This is a genomic window from Mycobacterium neumannii (genome assembly GCF_002245615.1).
Taxonomy (GTDB): Bacteria; Actinomycetota; Actinomycetes; order Mycobacteriales; family Mycobacteriaceae; genus Mycobacterium; species Mycobacterium neumannii_A.
The window spans coordinates 1-17,104 of record NZ_NKCO01000014.1; the positions used below are offsets into that span (position 1 = coordinate 1).

The 17,104-nt window shown below is 69.3% G+C and carries 13 protein-coding genes; 6 read left to right on the forward strand and 7 right to left on the reverse strand.

The annotated features are described in order from the left end of the window. Positions 1 to 365 precede the first annotated feature (365 nt). The 3 genes from CEX88_RS16530 to CEX88_RS16540 all read left to right on the forward strand — a co-directional run bounded on the left by CEX88_RS16530 (position 366) and on the right by CEX88_RS16540 (position 4,072). Positions 366 to 1,754, forward strand: coding sequence for a zinc-dependent metalloprotease (locus CEX88_RS16530; protein WP_094294313.1), 1,389 nt, complete (start codon positions 366 to 368; stop codon positions 1,752 to 1,754). 104 nt (positions 1,755 to 1,858) lie between these two features. Then, positions 1,859 to 2,689, forward strand: coding sequence for a cyclodehydratase (locus tag CEX88_RS16535; protein WP_094294314.1), 831 nt, complete (start codon positions 1,859 to 1,861; stop codon positions 2,687 to 2,689). Between the two features lie 42 nt (positions 2,690 to 2,731). Continuing rightward, positions 2,732 to 4,072 carry a macrolide-binding ATPase MABP-1 gene (locus CEX88_RS16540; protein WP_094294315.1) on the forward strand — a complete coding sequence of 447 codons (1,341 nt, stop codon included), beginning with the start codon at positions 2,732 to 2,734 and terminating at the stop codon, positions 4,070 to 4,072. 132 nt (positions 4,073 to 4,204) lie between these two features. Here the strand turns inward: CEX88_RS16540 and CEX88_RS16545 are convergent, their stop codons facing one another. The 3 genes from CEX88_RS16545 to CEX88_RS16555 all read right to left on the reverse strand — a co-directional run bounded on the left by CEX88_RS16545 (position 4,205) and on the right by CEX88_RS16555 (position 7,102). Next, on the reverse strand, positions 4,205 to 4,486 hold the full coding sequence (locus tag CEX88_RS16545) for a WhiB family transcriptional regulator (protein WP_066848851.1): 282 nt from the start codon (positions 4,484 to 4,486) through the stop codon (positions 4,205 to 4,207). A gap of 141 nt (positions 4,487 to 4,627) precedes the next feature. After that, complete coding sequence (locus CEX88_RS16550) at positions 4,628 to 4,819, reverse strand: hypothetical protein (RefSeq protein ID WP_064426864.1); 192 nt, start codon at positions 4,817 to 4,819, stop codon at positions 4,628 to 4,630. A 159-nt stretch (positions 4,820 to 4,978) separates the two neighbouring features. Next, positions 4,979 to 7,102: an ATP-dependent DNA helicase UvrD2 gene (locus CEX88_RS16555; protein ID WP_094294392.1), complete on the reverse strand. Its 2,124-nt coding sequence runs from the start codon at positions 7,100 to 7,102 to the stop codon at positions 4,979 to 4,981. Positions 7,103 to 7,185: 83 nt separating this feature from the next. On the opposite strand from CEX88_RS16555, the gene CEX88_RS16560 reads away from it, so the two are divergent. Further along, complete coding sequence (locus CEX88_RS16560) at positions 7,186 to 7,437, forward strand: mycoredoxin (RefSeq protein WP_064417252.1); 252 nt, start codon at positions 7,186 to 7,188, stop codon at positions 7,435 to 7,437. 4 nt (positions 7,438 to 7,441) lie between these two features. Here CEX88_RS16560 and nudC read toward each other — a convergent pair whose 3' ends face one another. Together nudC and CEX88_RS16570 are read right to left on the reverse strand one after the other, a co-directional pair. Continuing rightward, complete coding sequence (gene nudC, locus CEX88_RS16565; protein ID WP_094294393.1) at positions 7,442 to 8,368, reverse strand: NAD(+) diphosphatase; 927 nt, start codon at positions 8,366 to 8,368, stop codon at positions 7,442 to 7,444. Positions 8,369 to 8,378: 10 nt separating this feature from the next. Next, complete coding sequence (locus tag CEX88_RS16570; RefSeq protein WP_068196893.1) at positions 8,379 to 9,455, reverse strand: potassium channel family protein; 1,077 nt, start codon at positions 9,453 to 9,455, stop codon at positions 8,379 to 8,381. Between the two features lie 48 nt (positions 9,456 to 9,503). On the opposite strand from CEX88_RS16570, the gene CEX88_RS16575 reads away from it, so the two are divergent. Then, positions 9,504 to 9,899: a DoxX family protein gene (locus tag CEX88_RS16575; RefSeq protein ID WP_064394341.1), complete on the forward strand. Its 396-nt coding sequence runs from the start codon at positions 9,504 to 9,506 to the stop codon at positions 9,897 to 9,899. 13 nt (positions 9,900 to 9,912) lie between these two features. Here the strand turns inward: CEX88_RS16575 and CEX88_RS16580 are convergent, their stop codons facing one another. Together CEX88_RS16580 and CEX88_RS16585 are read right to left on the reverse strand one after the other, a co-directional pair. Beyond that, positions 9,913 to 13,146 carry an ATP-dependent helicase gene (locus CEX88_RS16580; protein ID WP_094294316.1) on the reverse strand — a complete coding sequence of 1,078 codons (3,234 nt, stop codon included), beginning with the start codon at positions 13,144 to 13,146 and terminating at the stop codon, positions 9,913 to 9,915. Continuing rightward, a complete protein-coding gene (locus CEX88_RS16585) occupies positions 13,143 to 16,265 on the reverse strand; it encodes an ATP-dependent helicase (protein ID WP_094294317.1) in 3,123 nt (1,040 codons plus the stop codon). Before CEX88_RS16585 ends, CEX88_RS16580 begins: the two co-directional genes overlap by 4 nt. 64 nt (positions 16,266 to 16,329) lie before the next feature. Between CEX88_RS16585 and CEX88_RS16590 the strand changes: the two genes are divergently transcribed. Beyond that, on the forward strand, positions 16,330 to 17,103 hold the full coding sequence (locus CEX88_RS16590) for an alpha/beta fold hydrolase (RefSeq protein WP_094294318.1): 774 nt from the start codon (positions 16,330 to 16,332) through the stop codon (positions 17,101 to 17,103). Position 17,104 lies beyond the last annotated feature (1 nt).

A 17,104-nucleotide genomic window follows, 5' to 3' on the forward strand; every position in this document is an offset into this window, starting at 1 on the left:
GGTCCTTCACACCTGATGCCGGCAAAACGCGTGAACGCCAACCAAAGGCGGCAGCCAATCTAAGAGCCAGACACCAGGTGAAAAGGATTCAACCACCGCACTACGCGGCACCTCACCTTCACACTGAGGCAGCCAATCTAAGAGCCAGACACCAGGTGAAAAGGATTCAACCACCGCACTACGCGGCACCTCACCTTCACACTGACGCCCAATCTAAAGGTTGCGCTACACGCGACCGTGCCCACGACGTCCGTCGCGGGCCTGTCATCCCGCCGCAACCCGGAAACGGGCGGTCCAGGGCGGGTTCGCTGTCAGCGTGAGGCGCCCACCCACAAGGCCCCGCCCTGGTGAGTACCGTTGGGGGCATGGCTGACGTGCCTTTCGGCTTCTCCGCCGGCGACGACGACCCCGAGCGCGACAAGCGCAAGAAGGATCCCGACTCCGGATCCGGGGGGCCCGGCGACCCGTTCGGCATGGGGTTTCAAGGCGGATCCGAATTCGACATGTCCCAGCTGGGGCAGATCTTCAGCAAGCTCGGCGAGATGTTCAGCGGCGCCGGCAGCGCGATGGCCGGCGGCAAACAATCGGGACCGGTGAACTACGACCTGGCCCGCCAGTTGGCGTCGAGCCAGATCGGTTTCGTCGCGCCAATTCCGGAGAAGACCTCCGCGGCGATCGTCGACGCCGTGCACCTGGCCGAGACCTGGCTCGACGGCGTGACAGCACTTCCCGCGGGCACCAGCAAATCGGTGGCCTGGACGCCGACGGACTGGATCGACAACACCCTCGACAGGTGGGAGCGGCTGTGCGACCCGGTCGCCGAACAGATCTCCACGGTGTGGGTGTCGGCGCTTCCCGACGAGGCGCGCACCATGGCTGGTCCGCTGCTGTCGATGATGACGCAGATGGGCGGCATGGCGTTCGGCTCACAGCTAGGTCAGGCGCTGGGCAAGCTGTCGCGAGAAGTGTTGACCTCCACCGACATCGGGCTGCCCTTGGGCCCCAAGGGCGTGGCCGCGCTGATGCCCGATGCGGTCGAGTCGCTGTCGGAGGGTCTCGAGCAGCCGCGTAGCGAGATCCTGACGTTCCTGGCCGCCCGCGAGGCCGCACACCACCGCCTGTTCAGCCATGTGCCGTGGCTGGCCAGCCAGCTGCTCAACGCGGTCGAGGCGTTCGCCCGGGGGATGAAGATCGACATGAGCGGCATCGAGGAACTGGCGTCCGGCCTCAACCCTGCCGCGCTGACCGACCCGGCTCAGATGGAACAGCTGCTCAACCAGGGCATCTTCGAACCGAAGGCGACGCCGGAGCAGACCGCGGCGCTCGAGCGGCTGGAAACGCTGCTCGCGCTGATCGAGGGTTGGGTGCAGACCGTCGTCTCCGACGCGCTCGGCGACCGCATCCCCGGCACATCGGCGCTCGCGGAGATGCTGCGCAGGCGCCGCGGCACCGGCGGGCCCGCCGAGCAGACGTTCGCGACCCTGGTCGGCCTGGAGTTGCGTCCGCGCAAGATGCGCGAGGCCGCCGCGTTGTGGGAGCGGTTGACCGAGGCCGTCGGCTCCGACCGCCGCGACGCGGTGTGGCAGCACCCCGACCTGCTGCCCAGCGCAAAGGATCTCGACGAACCGGCCGGGTTCATCGACCGGATGATCGGCGGCGACACCAGCGGGATGGACAGCGCCATCGAGGAGGCGATCGCCGATCTCGAGAAAGACATCCAAAAACCTGAGAACGGCAAGGACGAAGACCGCTAGCTCGGTTCGGGTGTAGTCCGTCGCGCCCAGCGCCACCACGCGCACCCGAATCGCGCCTGTGGATAACCGGCGGTGACCGGGCCGGGGCGTGGCACGCTCGATCGATGACGCGCTATGCGTTGAGCGCCGCGACGCCGGTGCTGATGCGGCCCGACGGTGCCGTGCAGGTGGGCTGGGATCCGCGGCGCGCCGTCGTGATCCGTCCGCCGGCCGGACTGACCACGACGACGCTGGCCGACATGCTGCGTCGCCTGCAGTCCGGTGCACGGGTGGCCGACCTTGCGGCGCTCGCCCCCGACGGCGCGGTCGTCGAGAACCTGCTGAAATCGTTGGTCGACGCCGGTGTCGTCACCGTGGCCGCCTGCCGGCGTGGCCGTTCGGCCGCGGTCCGCATCCACGGGCGCGGGCCGTTGTCGGATCTGCTCGCCGCGGCGCTGCGTTGTTCGGGTGCGCGCCTGAGCCTCAGCACCCGTACCGACACCGGTGCGCCGTCGGAGCCGACCGATCTCGTGGTTCTCACCGACTACCTGGTGGCCGATCCGCGTATGGTGCGCGAACTGCATGCGGTCGGAGTCGCCCACCTGCCGGTGCGTGTGCGCGACGGTGTCGGACTGGTCGGGCCGCTGGTCCTTCCGGGTGTGACGAGTTGTTTGGCCTGCGCGGACCTGCATCGCAGCGACCGGGACGCGGCGTGGCCTGCCGTCGCGGCGCAGCTGCGCCACACCGTCGGCAGCGCCGACCGGGCCACGGTGCTGGCCACCGCGGCGCTGGCGCTCAACCAGGTCGACCGGGTCCTTGCCGCGGTGCATGGCGGCGTCGACGTCGACGACTCCTCCGAACCGCCGCCGACGCTGGACACCACGTTGGAGTTCGACGTCAACGTGGGTTCGGTGGTGGCACGGCGGTGGTCGCGCCATCCCCGCTGCGCATGTTGACATCGGCCGTTGGCAAGTCGTTGCGCTGCGGGCAACCGCGTCATGGATGATGGTCTGGTGAGTGAGATCAAGCGGGGCCGGGCCGCGCGCAACGCCAAGCTGGCGAGCTTGCCCGTCGGTATGGCCGGACGGGCCGCCTTGGGCTTCGGCAAACGATTGACCGGACGGTCGAAAGACGAGGTCAACGCCGAACTGATGGACAAGGCGGCTCAGCAGCTTTTCACCGTGCTCGGCGAGCTCAAGGGCGGGGCGATGAAGGTGGGTCAGGCGCTGTCGGTGATGGAGGCCGCGATCCCCGAGCAGTACGGCAAGCCGTACCGCGAGGCGCTGACCAAGCTGCAGCGCGAAGCCCCGCCGCTGCCCGCCGCCAAGGTGCACCGGGTGCTCAACGCGCAACTGGGCACCAAGTGGCGGGAGCGGTTCGCGTCGTTCGATGACCAGCCAGTGGCGTCGGCCAGCATCGGCCAGGTCCACAAGGCGGTGTGGTCGGACGGCCGCGAGGTCGCGGTCAAGATCCAGTACCCCGGCGCCGACGAGGCGCTGCGGGCCGACCTGAAAACGATGCAGCGCATGGTGGGCGTGCTCAAGCAACTGTCTCCGGGCGCCGACGTCGACAGTGTGGTCAAAGAGCTCATCGAGCGCACCGAGATGGAACTCGACTACCGGCTCGAGGCCGACAACCAGCGCGCGTTCGCCAAGGCCTACGAAGGCCACCCGCGCTTCGTGGTCCCCCGCATCGTGGCCAGCGCGCCCAAGGTCGTGATCCAGGAGTGGATCGAGGGTGTGCCGATGTCGGTGATCATCCGCGAGGGCACCCAAGAACAACGAGACCTGATGGGCACCAGGCTTTTCGAGCTGACCTACGACGCACCTCGCCGGCTCGAGATGATGCACGGGGACACCCATCCCGGCAACTTCATGCTGTTGCCCGACGAGAAGATGGGCGTCATCGACTTCGGCGCGGTGGCCCCGATGCCCGGCGGTATTCCGATCGAGATCGGTTTGGCGACGCGTTATGCGCTCAACGACGACTACGACAACCTGCTCACCACGATGCAGAACATCGGCTTCATCCAGAAGGGTGAGCAGGTGTCCAAGCGCGAGATGGACGACATGATGCGCCAGTACGTCGAACCGCTCGAGGTCGAGGTCTTCCACTACAACCGCAAGTGGCTGCAGCGGATCACGACCGCCAACATGCGTCCCGAGCGCGCCGCAGGCCAGATCAAAGCCGCCCGGCAGATGGACATCCCGGCCAAGCTCGCGATTCCGATGCGGGTGATCGCGTCCAACGTCGCGATCGCCTGCCAGCTCGATGCGCACGTTCCGGCCAGAAGGCTTGCCACCGAACTGATTCCGGGTTTCGCCGACGAAGCCGCCTGACGCCCCGCGCCCCCGTGCGCGTCGGATGCGCCCAGCCCGCCCTCGGTACGGATCGTGAATCTGACGACGCATTTCGTGGGTTGAGCGTCGCCAGATTCACAATCGAGCGCGCGCAGGTCGCCCCGTGTGCGGCTATGCGGCTGCCGGGTTCCCGACGCCGTTCTTGCGCGGCCGGCCACGTGGGCGCTTGCGCGCGATGACGGTGCCCCGTTCGAGGATCTCGCCGCCCCAAACACCCCACGGCTCTTGCCGTTCCAGCGCTGCGGCTAGGCACTCACGCCGGATCGGGCACCCTGCGCACAGCGCCTTGGCGCGTTCGAGTTCGACGGGATTCTCGGCGAACCACATATCGGGATCGCCCCTGTGACACGGCACCGCCAGCTTCGTCTTCTCTCGGCATGTCCCGAGTGACATGTCCAGTCCTTCCCTGGTCGTGGGTTTCGAATCTTTTCCTTGCTGGATCCGGGAACCAGGGCTTTGACGTGGTGTCCAAAAGACCAAGGCCACGGATCCGACTGCGGGTCCGTGGCCTTTTCGGCGAAATCGTGGGCTTACCTAGGTGGTGCCCCGATCGACGGACGACACAGTCGCGGCGGCGGCGCGGCGCTTGCGCTGCGGGGTGATGGCAGCGGCGGCACCGGCGGCGTGCGCGGCGGCGAACGCGGGATGCGCCGCAGCGGCGGCGACATGGAGGGTCCGCGTCATGCCAGCAACGGCTACGCCGGTGATCGCGTAGTTGCTACCCATGATCTCGGTCCCTCCTTTCGCACAAAAAGACACCCAAGCGGTGTGATGTTGAGGCTAAGCGTAACAGCGGCGGCTGACAATTGATTTTTTTGACCAGCGGGTTTGGCGCGATCTTTACGACGTTTGGCCGTGTGTGTCGCCGGCCTGTCCTCGCCCCGCCTACCGGGTCCGGCTCTTGACGAGGGCGAGCACGTCGGAGCCGTACTGCTCGAGCTTGCGTGCCCCGATGCCCGGGATCGCAACCAGCGCGGCGTCGTCGGTGGGCAGCGTCTCGGCGATCGCGATCAGTGTGTTGTCGGTGAACACCACATACGCCGGCACGCTCATCTCCTTGGAGGTGCGCAATCTCCAGTCCTTGAGGTCGCTGAGCAGCTGCTCGTCGATGTCGGACGGGCAGGTTTCGCAGCGGCGCAACATGATCGCGGCCGGTGCGGTCAACACGCTGTTGCACACCCGACAGCGGGGGGTGGCGCCGCGCGCACGTCGGGGTTTGGTCGGCGTATCGCTGGTGTTCGACGACTGCGGCGCGATGCCGTTGAGGAACCGCGACGGTTTGCGGCTCTGCCGTCCGCCGGGAGCCCGGGCGAGCGCCCAGCTGAGCGCCAAATGCACACGGGCCCTGGTGATTCCGACGTAGAGCAGCCGGCGTTCCTCTTCGACCGCCTCGCTGTCGGGACCGTGTGCGAGGGCGTGGGAGATGGGCAGCGTGCCGTCGGCGAGTCCGACCAGGAACACCGCATCCCACTCCAAGCCCTTCGCCGCGTGCAGCGAGGCGAGCGTGACGCCCTGCACGACCGGAGAATGGCGCGCGTCGGCGCGCTGGCGCAGTTCGGCGAGCAGTGCGCGCAGGTCGAGGGTGGGACGCAGCGCAACTTCCTCGTCGACGAGTTCGGCCAGCGATGTCAGCGCTTCCCATCGTTCCCTCGCCTTGGTGCCCGGCGGCGGCTCGACGGTGAGCCCGAGCGGTTCGAGCACCGTCCGCACGACCTCGGGTAGGGGTCCGTCGAGGTCGCGTTCGGCCGCGCGCTGCAACGCCACCAGCGACTGGCGGATCTCCTGACGGCTGAAGAACCCTTCACCGCCGCGCACCTGGAACGGGACGCCGGCTTCGGTGAGCGCCTCCTCGTAGACCTCCGACTGGGCGTTGATGCGGTAGAGCACCGCGATCTCGGCCGGTTCGGTGCCGGATTCGAGAAGCCGTTTGATGTTCTTGGCCACCGCCTTGGCCTCGGCGACCTCGTCGGGATATTCGGCGAACCTGGGCGCGGGGCCGGGATCGCGCTGCCCGACCAGGTGCAGCTTGCTGCCCGCCATCCGGCCGCGCGCACCGGCGATGACCCGGTTGGCCAGCGACACCACCTGCGGGGTCGAGCGGTAGTCGCGTTCCAGGCGGACCACCGCCGCGTCGGGGAAGCGCCGGGAGAAGTCGAGGAGGTAGCGGGGGGTGGCGCCGGTGAAGGAGTAGATGGTCTGGTTCGCGTCGCCGACGACGGTGAGGTCGTCGCGCTCGCCGAGCCAGGCGTCAAGCACCCGCTGCTGCAGGGGCGTCACGTCCTGGTACTCGTCGACGACGAAGCAGCGGTAGCGATCGCGGAACTCCTGGCCCACCGCGGCGTCGTTCTCGATTGCCGCGGCGGTGTGCAGAAGCAGGTCGTCGAAGTCGAGCAGCGTGGTCCCGTCGCTGCGGGCCTTGAGCGCCTCGTAGCCGGTGTAGACGGCGGCCACCTTCGCCGCGTCGAACGGGATGTCGCGGCCGACCTGTGCGACCGCGTCCGGATAGTCCTCGGGACTGATCAGCGACGCCTTGGCCCACTCGATCTCGCCGGCGAGGTCACGCACGTCGTCGGTGCTGGTCGACAGCCGGGCCCGGTTGGCGGCTTGGGCCACCACCGCGAATTTGGTGTCGAGGAGTTCCCACGTGGTGTTGCCGACGACGCGGGGCCAGAAGTACGACAGCTGGCGGCGCGCGGCGGCGTGAAACGTCATCGCCTGCACCGAACCGGTGCCGACGCCGCCGAAGGCCGCGTCGAGCGCACGCAACCGGGCCCGCATCTCACCGGCCGCGCGCTGGGTGAAGGTGACCGCGAGAACCTGCCCGGGAGCGACGTGGCCCGCCGCGACCAGGTGGGCGATGCGCCTGGTGATCGTGCGGGTCTTACCGGTGCCCGCGCCGGCGAGCACGCACACCGGACCGCGCGGGGCGAGCACTGCCTCCCGCTGCTCGTCGTCGAGGTCGTCGACGGTGTCCGGGCGGCTACCCACCGAAGCGACCTCTACCGACATGCGGTCCATCTTGGCAGGGGCCGGTGACAAATGACCGGTACGGCGTCGGGCATGTTCGGTTCATCGGATACGTTGAACGCCTTATGAGCGCAGCACAGACTCCCGTGATCATGTACACCACCACCTGGTGTGGCTACTGCGTGCGTCTGAAGAAAGCGCTGCAGGCCGAGGGCATCGCGTTCGCCGAGGTCGACATCGAGAAGGACCCCGCGGCTGCGGAGTTCGTCGCCAACGCCAACGGCGGCAACCAAACCGTGCCGACGCTGAAGCTGCCCGACGGTTCGACCTTGACGAACCCGACCGCGCGCGAGGTCAAGGCGAAGCTCGGCGGCTGAGCGATCAGTCGAGCGCGGCCCAGGACTCGATGATCTCCCGCGCGATCGAGATCGACCCGGGCAGCAGCAGCCGTGACGGCGAGTCGCTGCTCCAGTCGCCGTGGTCGAGGGCCTCGCGGATCTCGGCTCGGGTGAACCAGCCGGCCTCGCCGATTTCGCCGTCGTTGAACGACATCTCCTGCTCGGGGTCGCCGATGGCGTGGAACCCGACCATTAACGACCGCGGAAACGGCCACGGCTGGCTGCCCAGGTAGGTCACGTCGGTGACCGTCAGCCCGATCTCTTCGGAGATCTCGCGGGTCACGCAGGTCTCGAACGACTCACCGGCCTCGACGAAGCCGGCCAGGATCGAGAACAGCCGCTCGGGCCACACCGCCTGGCGGGCCAGCACCGCGCGGTCATGTCCGTCGTGCACCAGGCAGATGACCGCGGGGTCGATACGGGGAAACTCCTCGCGACCGCTCACGGGGTCGACCCGAGCCCAGCCGCCCCTGGCGGATTTGGTCGCGGAACCGTCCACGGGGCTGAACCGCGCGCCGTCATGCCAGTTGAGCAACGCCGTTGCGGTGGCGACGAGTTGCGCGCTGACGTCGTCGAACACCTGCCCGGCCCGACGCAGGTCGAGCACCTCGGTTTCGGTGTGGGGGTCCTCCGGTCCCTCGAGCGCACCACGGATCCCCCACACATGCCTGCCGTCGTTGAGCCGGCCGAGGAAGACCGCGTTCTCGGGCGGTCGATCGCCCAGCTTGGATGCCTCGCCGAGAACGACGCTGCCGTCGGCGATCAGCACCTGGTTGCGGCGGTCGACGCGCAGCACCAGCGCGTCGGGCCATCCGGCCATAGCGGCGTCGATATCGGTACGCAGGGCGTCGGCGCGGTCGGCGCCGACTCGGGACAGCAGCGGTACGTTGCGGAGACGAAACGGCGTCATCTTTCGGCAGTCACTCGGCATCCGCATTGCGGATGTAGAGCAGCCGATCGCCGGGCTCGACCGTGTCCACCTCCGGTGAGTCCACGCGCAGCAACTCGCCTCCGCGGACGACGCCGAGGACGATGTCGTGCAGGTGCCGTGGGGACCCGCCCACCTCTTTGGGCGTCACCTCCCGCTCGGCGATCGCGAAACCGGCGTCCGGCGTCAGCAGATCTTCCATGATCTGCACGACGCTGGGGGTCTGGGTGGCTATGCCGAGCAGTCGGCCAGCGGTTTCCGACGACACCACCGTCGAGTCGGCGCCCGATTGCTTGAGCAGGTGCTGGTTGTCGGACTCGCGGGCCGCGGCGATGATCTTGGCCTTGGGCGCCAGTTCGCGCGCGGTCAGGGTGACCAGCACCGCGCTGGCGTCGTCGTCGGTGGCGACGATGATCGACTTCGCGTGCTGAGCGCTGGCCAGGCGCAGAATGTCGGCCTTGGTCGCGTCGCCGTGGACAGTGACCAACCCGGCGCTGCGGGCCCGTTCGAGAGCACCCGCGTTCTCGTCGACGACGACGATGTCGGCGGGTGCGACCTCGTCACCGACCATCGCGGCGACCGCAGTCCTGCCCTTGGTGCCGTAGCCGATGACGACGGTGTGGTTGCGCACTTTGCTCCTCCATCGCTGGATCTTCAATGCCGCGCGCGACTGGCTGGTCAGCGTTTCGACGGTGGTGCCGATGAGAACGATGAGGAAGGCGACACGCAGCGGGGTGACCACCAGGACGTTGATCAACCGGGCTTCGGGGGTGAACGGGGTGATGTCGCCGTAGCCGGTCGTCGACAGCGAGACCGTCGCGTAGTACAGGCAGTCCAGGAACGACAACTGGTTGTCCTGAACGTCGCGGTAGCCGTCGCGGTCCAGATACACGATGAGCACGGCGGCCATCAGTGCCAGCGTCGCGTAGACGACGCGGCGGATGATCCGCTCGGTCGGGCTGATGAACGGTTCGGGGATCCGCAGGATGTCGACGAGCCGCGAGTCGGGCTGTGTAGTCAGGTCCTGCTCGATAGCGGCGAGCCGGCGCCGCAACCTACCTTTTGCCACGAGGACCCGTTACCGGTCCCGCAGGGGTGTGCACGCCACAATGTAATCATGACCTCTCCCCCGCCCGAACTGCAGCAAATGGCCAGCCCGTCGCGCGCCTACCGGATGGCGGCCGGCCTGCTGGGTATCGGGACGTTGCACTTCGTCGCGCCCAAGCCGTTCGACGACATCATTCCCGCCGAGCTGCCCGGCAGTCCGCGGTTCTACACATACGCCTCGGGCGTCGCCGAGCTCGGGGTGGCGGGCCTGCTGCTGGCGCCGAAGACGCGACGCTTCGGTGCGTTGGCCGCGGTAGCGCTGTTCGTCGCGGTGTTCCCGGGCAATGTCAACATGGTCCGGCTGTGGTGGGACAAGCCGCTGCCGATGCGGTTGGTCGCGATCGCGCGCCTGCCGCTGCAGATTCCGATGATCGTCCAGGCCGTGAAGGTCTACCGCGAGTCGTAAGCCTCCCAGGCCGTTAGGCCGCCTCCAGCAGGCCCGCGAGTTCGTCGACGCCGGGCAGGGTCTCGGGGGTGACGGTGACACCGCTGCGCACATAGTGAAACGCCGCCCGCACCGACTCGACCGGACATCCGTGCAGCGCGGCCCACGCCAACCGGTACACCGCGAGCTGAACCGCGTTGTGTTGTAGGGCTTCCGCGGTGCTCGGCGGCTCGCCCGTCTTCCAGTCCACCACGGTGGCTCCGCCGCCGTCGTCGACGAACACCGCGTCGATACGTCCCCGGACCACCCGGCCGCCGATCACCATGTCGAACGGCACCTCGACGTCGACCGGGGTGCGCGCCGCCCACGGCGACACCGCGAACGCCGCCTGCAACTCGGCGAGTTCCTCGGCCACGGCGGCGTCATGATCGACCGCACCCGGCAGGTCGTCGAGGTCGAACAACCGCTCGGCGTGATAGAAACGCTGCACCCAGTCGTGAAATGCCGTGCCCAGCACTGCATGTGGATCTGGACGCGTCGGCAGCCTACGGCGCAGCCGCTGCGCGACGGCTTCGGGGTTCTTGCCGAGCTCCACCATGGTGCTGACCGACACCTGTAGAGGAAGCGGCGGCGGCGACGGTTCGACGGCCCGGGTGCGTTCGGCGATGAGCGCGTCGACATCGGACTCCCACCCTTCTGCGGAGTCGAGGGGTTCGTCATCGTGGGCGTTCGCCATCGCCTCGGCCACAAGCGTCGCCCCGCGCGCCACGTCGGCGCGGCACACACCCGCAGGATCCGCGGGCCAGACGGCTTCGACCACCTTGTCCCGCAACGGGTTCGGTTCGCCATCGGGTGGGGCGGGTGCCCAGTGTTCGATCACACCGCAGGGCTCGCCCTCGTCGGCGGACTTGTCGATGATGTCTTTGAGCTCGCAGAGGAACTCCGACGGGCCGCGAGCCTTGCTCTCCGAGGCTCCCCAGTGGTGGCCCGACAGGAACAGGGTGTCCTCGGCGCGGGTGAGCGCCACGTAGAGCAAGCGGCGTTCCTCGTCGATGCGGCGCTGTTCGAGGCTTCTCTTGTGCTCGCCGATCACGTCGGACAATCGCTTGCGGTCGTTGACGTCGCTGGTGTCGAGCACCGGGACGCCGTGCTCGGAGAGCGTGGCCCGGTCGCCGCGCAGCAGCGGAGGGAGGTCGCCGGCGTCGGTCAGCCAGGTGCGGGCGGTGCCGGTCGAAGGAAAGACGCGGCCGCTGAGGTGCGGAACGGCGACCACCTGCCATTCGAGTCCCTTCGCCGCGTGGATGGTCATGATCTGCACCCGGTCGGCCGCGACAGACCCTGTGGCCGGGGCCAGGCCGTTCTCCACCTCTTCGGCGGCGTCGAGGTAGGCCAGCAGACTGGTGACATCGGCGCCGGGACGGTCGGCGAAGTCGGCCACCACATCGGCGAACGCGTCGAGATGTTCGGTGCCCGTCCAGCCCGCTGTGACGGGGCGGCGCGCGCGTACCTCGGTGTCGATGCCGAGCGCGCGGCGCACCTCCGCGACGAGTTCGGGAAGCGGGTGCGACAGATGCGCCCGTAAAGCGGTCAGCTCGCGGCCCAGCGCGATGATCCGCGCGTACCCCGTCGGCGAATATGCCGCAGACGCACCGGGATCGGTGACCGCTTCGGCGAGGCATGCGGAATCGGCGTCGGGTGCCGCCTGCGCGGCGATGCGTTCGGCGGCCCCGGCGGTGGCGTCGGTTCTGTCGTCGAGTTGTACAGCGCGCCGCCACAGCGCGGTGATGTCGCCGCCGCTCAGCCGCCAGCGCGGCCCGGTGAGGACCCGCATGGTCGCACTGCCCGCGCTCGGGTCGGCCATCGTCCGCAACATCGCCACCACGTCGGCGACCTCCGGCACACCGAGAAGGCCGGCCAGCCCGACGACTTCGACCGGCACCCCGCGGGCGATGAGCGCTTCGGCCATCGGGGCGGCGTCGGCGTTTCGGCGCACCAGCACGGCCGTCGTCGGCGCCGACACCCCGTCTTCGCGCGACCGCCCGAAGATGTCGGCGATATGGCCGGCCAGCCACTCCCGTTCGGCTGCAACGTCGTTCAGCAGGGCACACCGGATGGTGCCCAACGGGGCGTCCGGCCTGGGCAGCAGTGAGCGCACCGCCACCGAACGACGCCGCGCCTGCGCCGACACCGCGTTGGCCAGATACAGCGCACGCGGCGGATTGCGCCAGCTCGTGCGCAGTTCCAGGGTGGGCGCCGGCGTGCCGTCCGAACGGGGGAAGTCGGTGGTGAAGCGCGGCAGATTGGTGGCCGACGCACCGCGCCACCCGTAGATCGACTGGATGGGATCGCCGACCGCGGTCAGCGCGAGGTCGTCGTCGGCTCCGCCGCCGAACAACGACGACAAGGCGACCCGCTGCGCATGCCCGGTGTCCTGGTATTCGTCGAGCAATACCACCCGATACCGCTGGCGCAGTTGCTCACCCACGTGCGGGAAGTTCTCGGCCAGCCTGGCCGCCGACGCCATCTGCATGCCGAAGTCCATCACCTTGTCGGCCCGCATCCGCTGGTGCAGGGCGTCGATCAGCGGGACCAGCTCGGTGCGCTCGGTTTGGGTGGCCAGCAGCCGCAGAAGCCACTGGCTGGGGCCCCGGTCGCGTTGGTACGGACCGGCGGGCAGCGTATGCACCAACCGCTCGAGCTCGACGTGTGTGTCGCGCAACTGGTCGGTGTCGACAAGGTGCTCGGCGAGCTGACCTGCGAGCCGCAGCACCATCGACGTCACCGCCGCCGGTGTCTTCTCGGTGTGCAGTTCGGGGTGCCCGCACACCACGCGGAAGGCCAATTGCCACAGTTCGGTTTCGCTCAGCAGCCGGGTCTCGGGCTCGACCGGCAGCAGCAGGCCGTGCTCGCGCAGCAGGTTACCGGCGAAGGCGTGATACGTGCTTACGGTCGGTGGCTCGTCGGTGAAGGGAGTGCCGCCGAGAAGGCCGGCGCCCGCGAGCCGGGCCAGTCGGGTGCGGACCCGGCGCAGCAGCTGGCCGGCGGCCTTGCGGGTGAAGGTGAGGCCGAGAACCTCGCCGGGATGCGCGTACCCGTTGGCGACCAGCCACACCACCCGCGCGGCCATCGTCTCGGTCTTGCCCGCGCCGGCGCCGGCGATGACCACCAGAGGCCCGGGCGGGGCGGCGATCACGGCGGCCTGCTCCTCGGTCGGCGCGAAAAGGCCTAGGGCCGCGGCGAGTTCGTGTGGACTGTATCGCGCGGTCATGGCTGTCCTCCGGTCCCGGCCTGGGCGGGACACATCGTACGCACGGGACAATGGCTGCATCCGTCGTTGATCCGCGCGACGAACTCCGGGCCCTGGGTGGCCGCCGCTACCGCGCGCACCGTGTCGCGCCACTCGGTGCACTTCTCCGGGGTCAGCGCGTCCTGAGTGCGCTCGGTAGGCCCCGATGCGCAGGTTTTGCCGAGATAGACCAAGCGGCCACCACCCGGAGAGTCCCCTTGTCCCAGCAGACCTTCCGCGATGGCCAGCTGATACATCGCCAACTGGGCGTGGTTCTGCGCGTCATCCTTGGTCACCGGGCTCTTGCCGGTCTTGAGGTCGACCACGACGAGCCGGCCCTCGCTGTCGCGTTCGAGGCGGTCGACACGTCCGCGCACACGCACGTCGGGCCCACCGTCGCCACCCTCGATCACGACACCGTCGACACCGACCTCGCTGCCGACCTCGGTGAGCTGGCCGCGGGTCTGCGCGCGCCACTGCTCAAACGTCGCCAACATCGCACGGTGCCTGTCGAGTTCGTTATCGGCGTACCACCGCGACTCGAACGGCAGCTTGGGCCAGATCTTTTCGAGCTCGTTGACCATCTGGCTCTCGGTGCGCCCCGGATCGGCGACGAGGGCGTGCATCAACGAGCCGACCGCCGAGCGCACATCGCGACCGTCGGCGCCGCCGTGCCGCTCCAGCAGCCAGCGCAATGGGCAGTCGGTGAGCATCTGCAGCGTCGACGGCGACAATGTCACGGTGTGGCCGTCACCGCTCCACAATGGCTCCTCGCTGGACAGCGGAGTCATCGACTGCCACTGCGCCGGGTCGGCACCGGGCACGCCGGCGGCCGCCAGCCGCGCCAGCAGTGTTGCCGCGCAAGCCCTTGCGGTGTCGTCGACCGCATCGTCGGACGCGCACACCACGGCGCGCAGTCGGCCGACCAACGCTGCGGGGGCCAGTACGCGCGGTGTGCTGACCGGCTCGGTGAGCTCACAATCGCGGTCGTCCGATAATGCGGCCAACTCGTAGCAGAACGCCGACGGGAGCAGCGACTCGTCACCGCTATCGCTGTCGACTGCCGTCACCAGAAGACGGCTGCGGGCACGACCCATCGCGGCGATGAGCAACCGGCGTTCCTCCGCCAACAGCGGCGCCCGGGTCGACACCCTTGCAGCGTCCTGGGTGACGCCGTCGAGCAGGTCGACGAGCTGCTGGGTGGCCAACACCCCGCCACGCGGAACGGTGTTGGGCCACAGGCCTTCCTGCACACCGGCGATGACGACGAACTCCCAGTCGCGGCCCATCGCGGCGTGGGCGCTGAGCACGGCGACCGCTTCGGCATCCACGCGCTCGTCGCGGGCGGACGACCCGAGACCGGCGACATGGTCGAGCAACCCGCGCAGCGTCGCGCCCGCGGTGCGGTTCACGTACTGCTCGGCGACGTCGAAGAGCGCGGTGACGGCGTCGAGGTCCCGGTCGGCCTGCGCGCCGGACACACCGCCGCGTTCGCTCGCGGCCAGCCAGCGTCGTTGCAGCGCGCAGCGCTGCCAGGCCTGCCACAGCGTGTAGCGCGGATCGGCGCCCGACTCGGCACTGCGCCGGGCCGCCACCAGCACCTTGCGCACGCGATCCAAGGACCGGCCCAGGTTCTCGGGCAATCCGTCGACCCCGTGCTCCACCGCCTCGACCAGCAGATCGCCGAAGTCTCGTGGCGGTTGCGAGCCGTCGATGCGTCGCAGCGCGCGCCGGAGTTGGCGCAGCGACACCGGATCGACGCGGCCGATCGGTCCCGTGACGAGCGACACCGCCTGCTCGGCGTCGAGTCCCTGCGACGTTGCCGCCAGCACGGTGAGCAGCGCCTGCACGGCGGGTTGGTCGCCGAGCGGTGTCGCGGGCGACGACGTGTCCACCGGGACTCCGGCCGCGGCCAGTGTGCGGGCCAACGCCGCACCGAGGCGGGGCATCGAACGTACGACGACGGCCATCTGGGACCACGGGACGCCGTCGACGAGGTGCGCCCGTCGCAGCGCGTCGGTGATCATCGCCGACTCCGCGTGCGGAGAGGCGGCGATGCGCACGGCCAGCGCGCCTGTTGGGCCGGGCGCCCCGGTCAGCACGCGCCCCTCGTCGGCACCGGGCAGTCGTCGTGCGACGTCGGTGATGGCCTCGGCGATCGCGGGTGCGCAGCGGTGCGACCCGGTCAGCACGATCGCCGGCTCGTCACCGCGCAGCAGCGCCGGGTCGGCGCCGCGATAGCCGAAGATCGCCTGATTGGGATCACCTGCGAACACGGCGGTTTCGGCGCCCCGAGCCAGCACCCGGACCAAAAGCGCCGCCTGCGGATCGAGCTGCTGCGCATCGTCGACCAGAAGGATCTTGACGCGGCCACGTTCAGCGGCCAGCAGCTCGCCGTCGGTGCCCAACGCCTCCAGCGCCGCCCCGACCAGTTCGGCCGCTCCCAGTGCGGGGATGGTGGCCTGCGGTGCCGCCATGCCGACGGCCGAACGCAACAGCATGATCTGCTCGTAGGCCTGGGCGAACTGGCCGGCCGCCAGCCACTCCGCCCTGCCCGAGCGCCGCCCGATGCGCTGCAGTTCGACGGGATCGACCCCGCGTTCGGCGCAGCGGGCCAACAGGTCTCGCAGCTCGTTGGCGAAGCCGACCGTGCTCAACGCCGGGCGTAGATGGTGCGGCCATGCCGTCGCCGCGCGGTCGCCGTCCTCGATGTCGCCGGCGAGCAACTCCCGGATGATCCCGTCCTGTTCGGCGCTGGTGATCAGCCGCGGCGGCGGATCGCCGTTGCGCTGAGCGGCCAGCCGCAGCACCGCGAACGCATACGAGTGCACGGTGCGCACCAGCGGTTCGCGCACGACTGTGCGGGTGCCGGCCTGTAACAGCGTCGAGGTGATGCGCGCCCGCGCCTGCGCGCCGAGGCGCGCCGAACCGGTCAGCAGCAGAACCGATTCCGGATCGACGCCGGCGGCGATGTGCGCGACCGCCGTCTGGATCAGCAGCGAGCTCTTACCGGTGCCGGGCCCGCCGACCACACGGAAAACGCCGCGCGTGCCGGGATCGGTGAGCGCGTTCGGCGTGAGGTCGGTGTGCGGTGCGGACATGTGGGCATGACACCACGGGGGTCCGACAAGTGGCCGTCACCCGAGGCTGGCAGCATCGATAGCCGTGACCGAACTCCTGCACGTTCACCGCTACGGGCCTGCCGGGCCCGCACAAGTGTTGGCGATCCACGGCCTGACCGGGCACGGGCAGCGATGGCAGACGCTGGCCACCCGCCACCTGCACGAGTACGCGGTCGTCGCACCAGACCTCATCGGGCACGGCCGCGCATCCTGGGCGGCGCCGTGGTCGATCGACTCGAACGTCGCGGCGCTGGCCGCGCTGCTCGAGGGTCCCGCGGTGGTGGTCGGCCACTCCTTCGGTGGAGCGGTTGCGCTGAATCTGGCTGCCGCCCGGCCAGACCTGGTGTCGCGGATGATCCTGCTGGACCCGGCCGTCGGCCTGGACGGCGACTGGATGCGCCGAATCGCCGACGACATGTTCGCCTCCCCCGACTACACCGACCGCGCCGAGGCGCGCGCCGAAAAGGCGAACGGCTCATGGGGTGAGGTCGAGTCGGCCGAGCTGGATCGCGAGCTCGACGAGCATCTGATCGATCTGCCGTCCGGACGGGTCGGCTGGCGGATCAACATCCCGGCGATGATGTCGTACTGGAGCGAGCTCGCTCGCCCGGTCACGTTGCCTCCCAAGGGTATTCCCACGACACTCGTGCGGGCAGCGCGCACTGAACCACCGTATGCGACCGACGACATCGTCACGGCTCTGGTGCAGCGCCTCGGCGCGGACTTCACGTTGCTGGAGTGGGACTGCGACCACATGGTTGCGCAGGCCAGGCCCGCGGAGACGGCGGCGTTGATCCGCGAGCAGCTCGGCTCCTAGG

What these genes read in the sequence shown, in the direction of transcription:
- CEX88_RS16530 (WP_094294313.1), top strand. Translation starts at nt 366, where the DNA reads ATGGCTGACGTGCCTTTCGGCTTCTCCGCCGGCGACGACGACCCCGAG.
- CEX88_RS16535 (WP_094294314.1), top strand. Translation starts at nt 1,859, where the DNA reads ATGACGCGCTATGCGTTGAGCGCCGCGACGCCGGTGCTGATGCGGCCC.
- CEX88_RS16540 (WP_094294315.1), top strand. Translation starts at nt 2,732, where the DNA reads ATGGATGATGGTCTGGTGAGTGAGATCAAGCGGGGCCGGGCCGCGCGC.
- CEX88_RS16545 (WP_066848851.1), bottom strand. Translation starts at nt 4,486, where the DNA reads ATGTCACTCGGGACATGCCGAGAGAAGACGAAGCTGGCGGTGCCGTGT.
- CEX88_RS16550 (WP_064426864.1), bottom strand. Translation starts at nt 4,819, where the DNA reads ATGGGTAGCAACTACGCGATCACCGGCGTAGCCGTTGCTGGCATGACG.
- CEX88_RS16555 (WP_094294392.1), bottom strand. Translation starts at nt 7,102, where the DNA reads ATGTCGGTAGAGGTCGCTTCGGTGGGTAGCCGCCCGGACACCGTCGAC.
- CEX88_RS16560 (WP_064417252.1), top strand. Translation starts at nt 7,186, where the DNA reads ATGAGCGCAGCACAGACTCCCGTGATCATGTACACCACCACCTGGTGT.
- nudC (WP_094294393.1), bottom strand. Translation starts at nt 8,368, where the DNA reads ATGACGCCGTTTCGTCTCCGCAACGTACCGCTGCTGTCCCGAGTCGGC.
- CEX88_RS16575 (WP_064394341.1), top strand. Translation starts at nt 9,504, where the DNA reads ATGACCTCTCCCCCGCCCGAACTGCAGCAAATGGCCAGCCCGTCGCGC.
- CEX88_RS16580 (WP_094294316.1), bottom strand. Translation starts at nt 13,146, where the DNA reads ATGACCGCGCGATACAGTCCACACGAACTCGCCGCGGCCCTAGGCCTT.
- CEX88_RS16585 (WP_094294317.1), bottom strand. Translation starts at nt 16,265, where the DNA reads ATGTCCGCACCGCACACCGACCTCACGCCGAACGCGCTCACCGATCCC.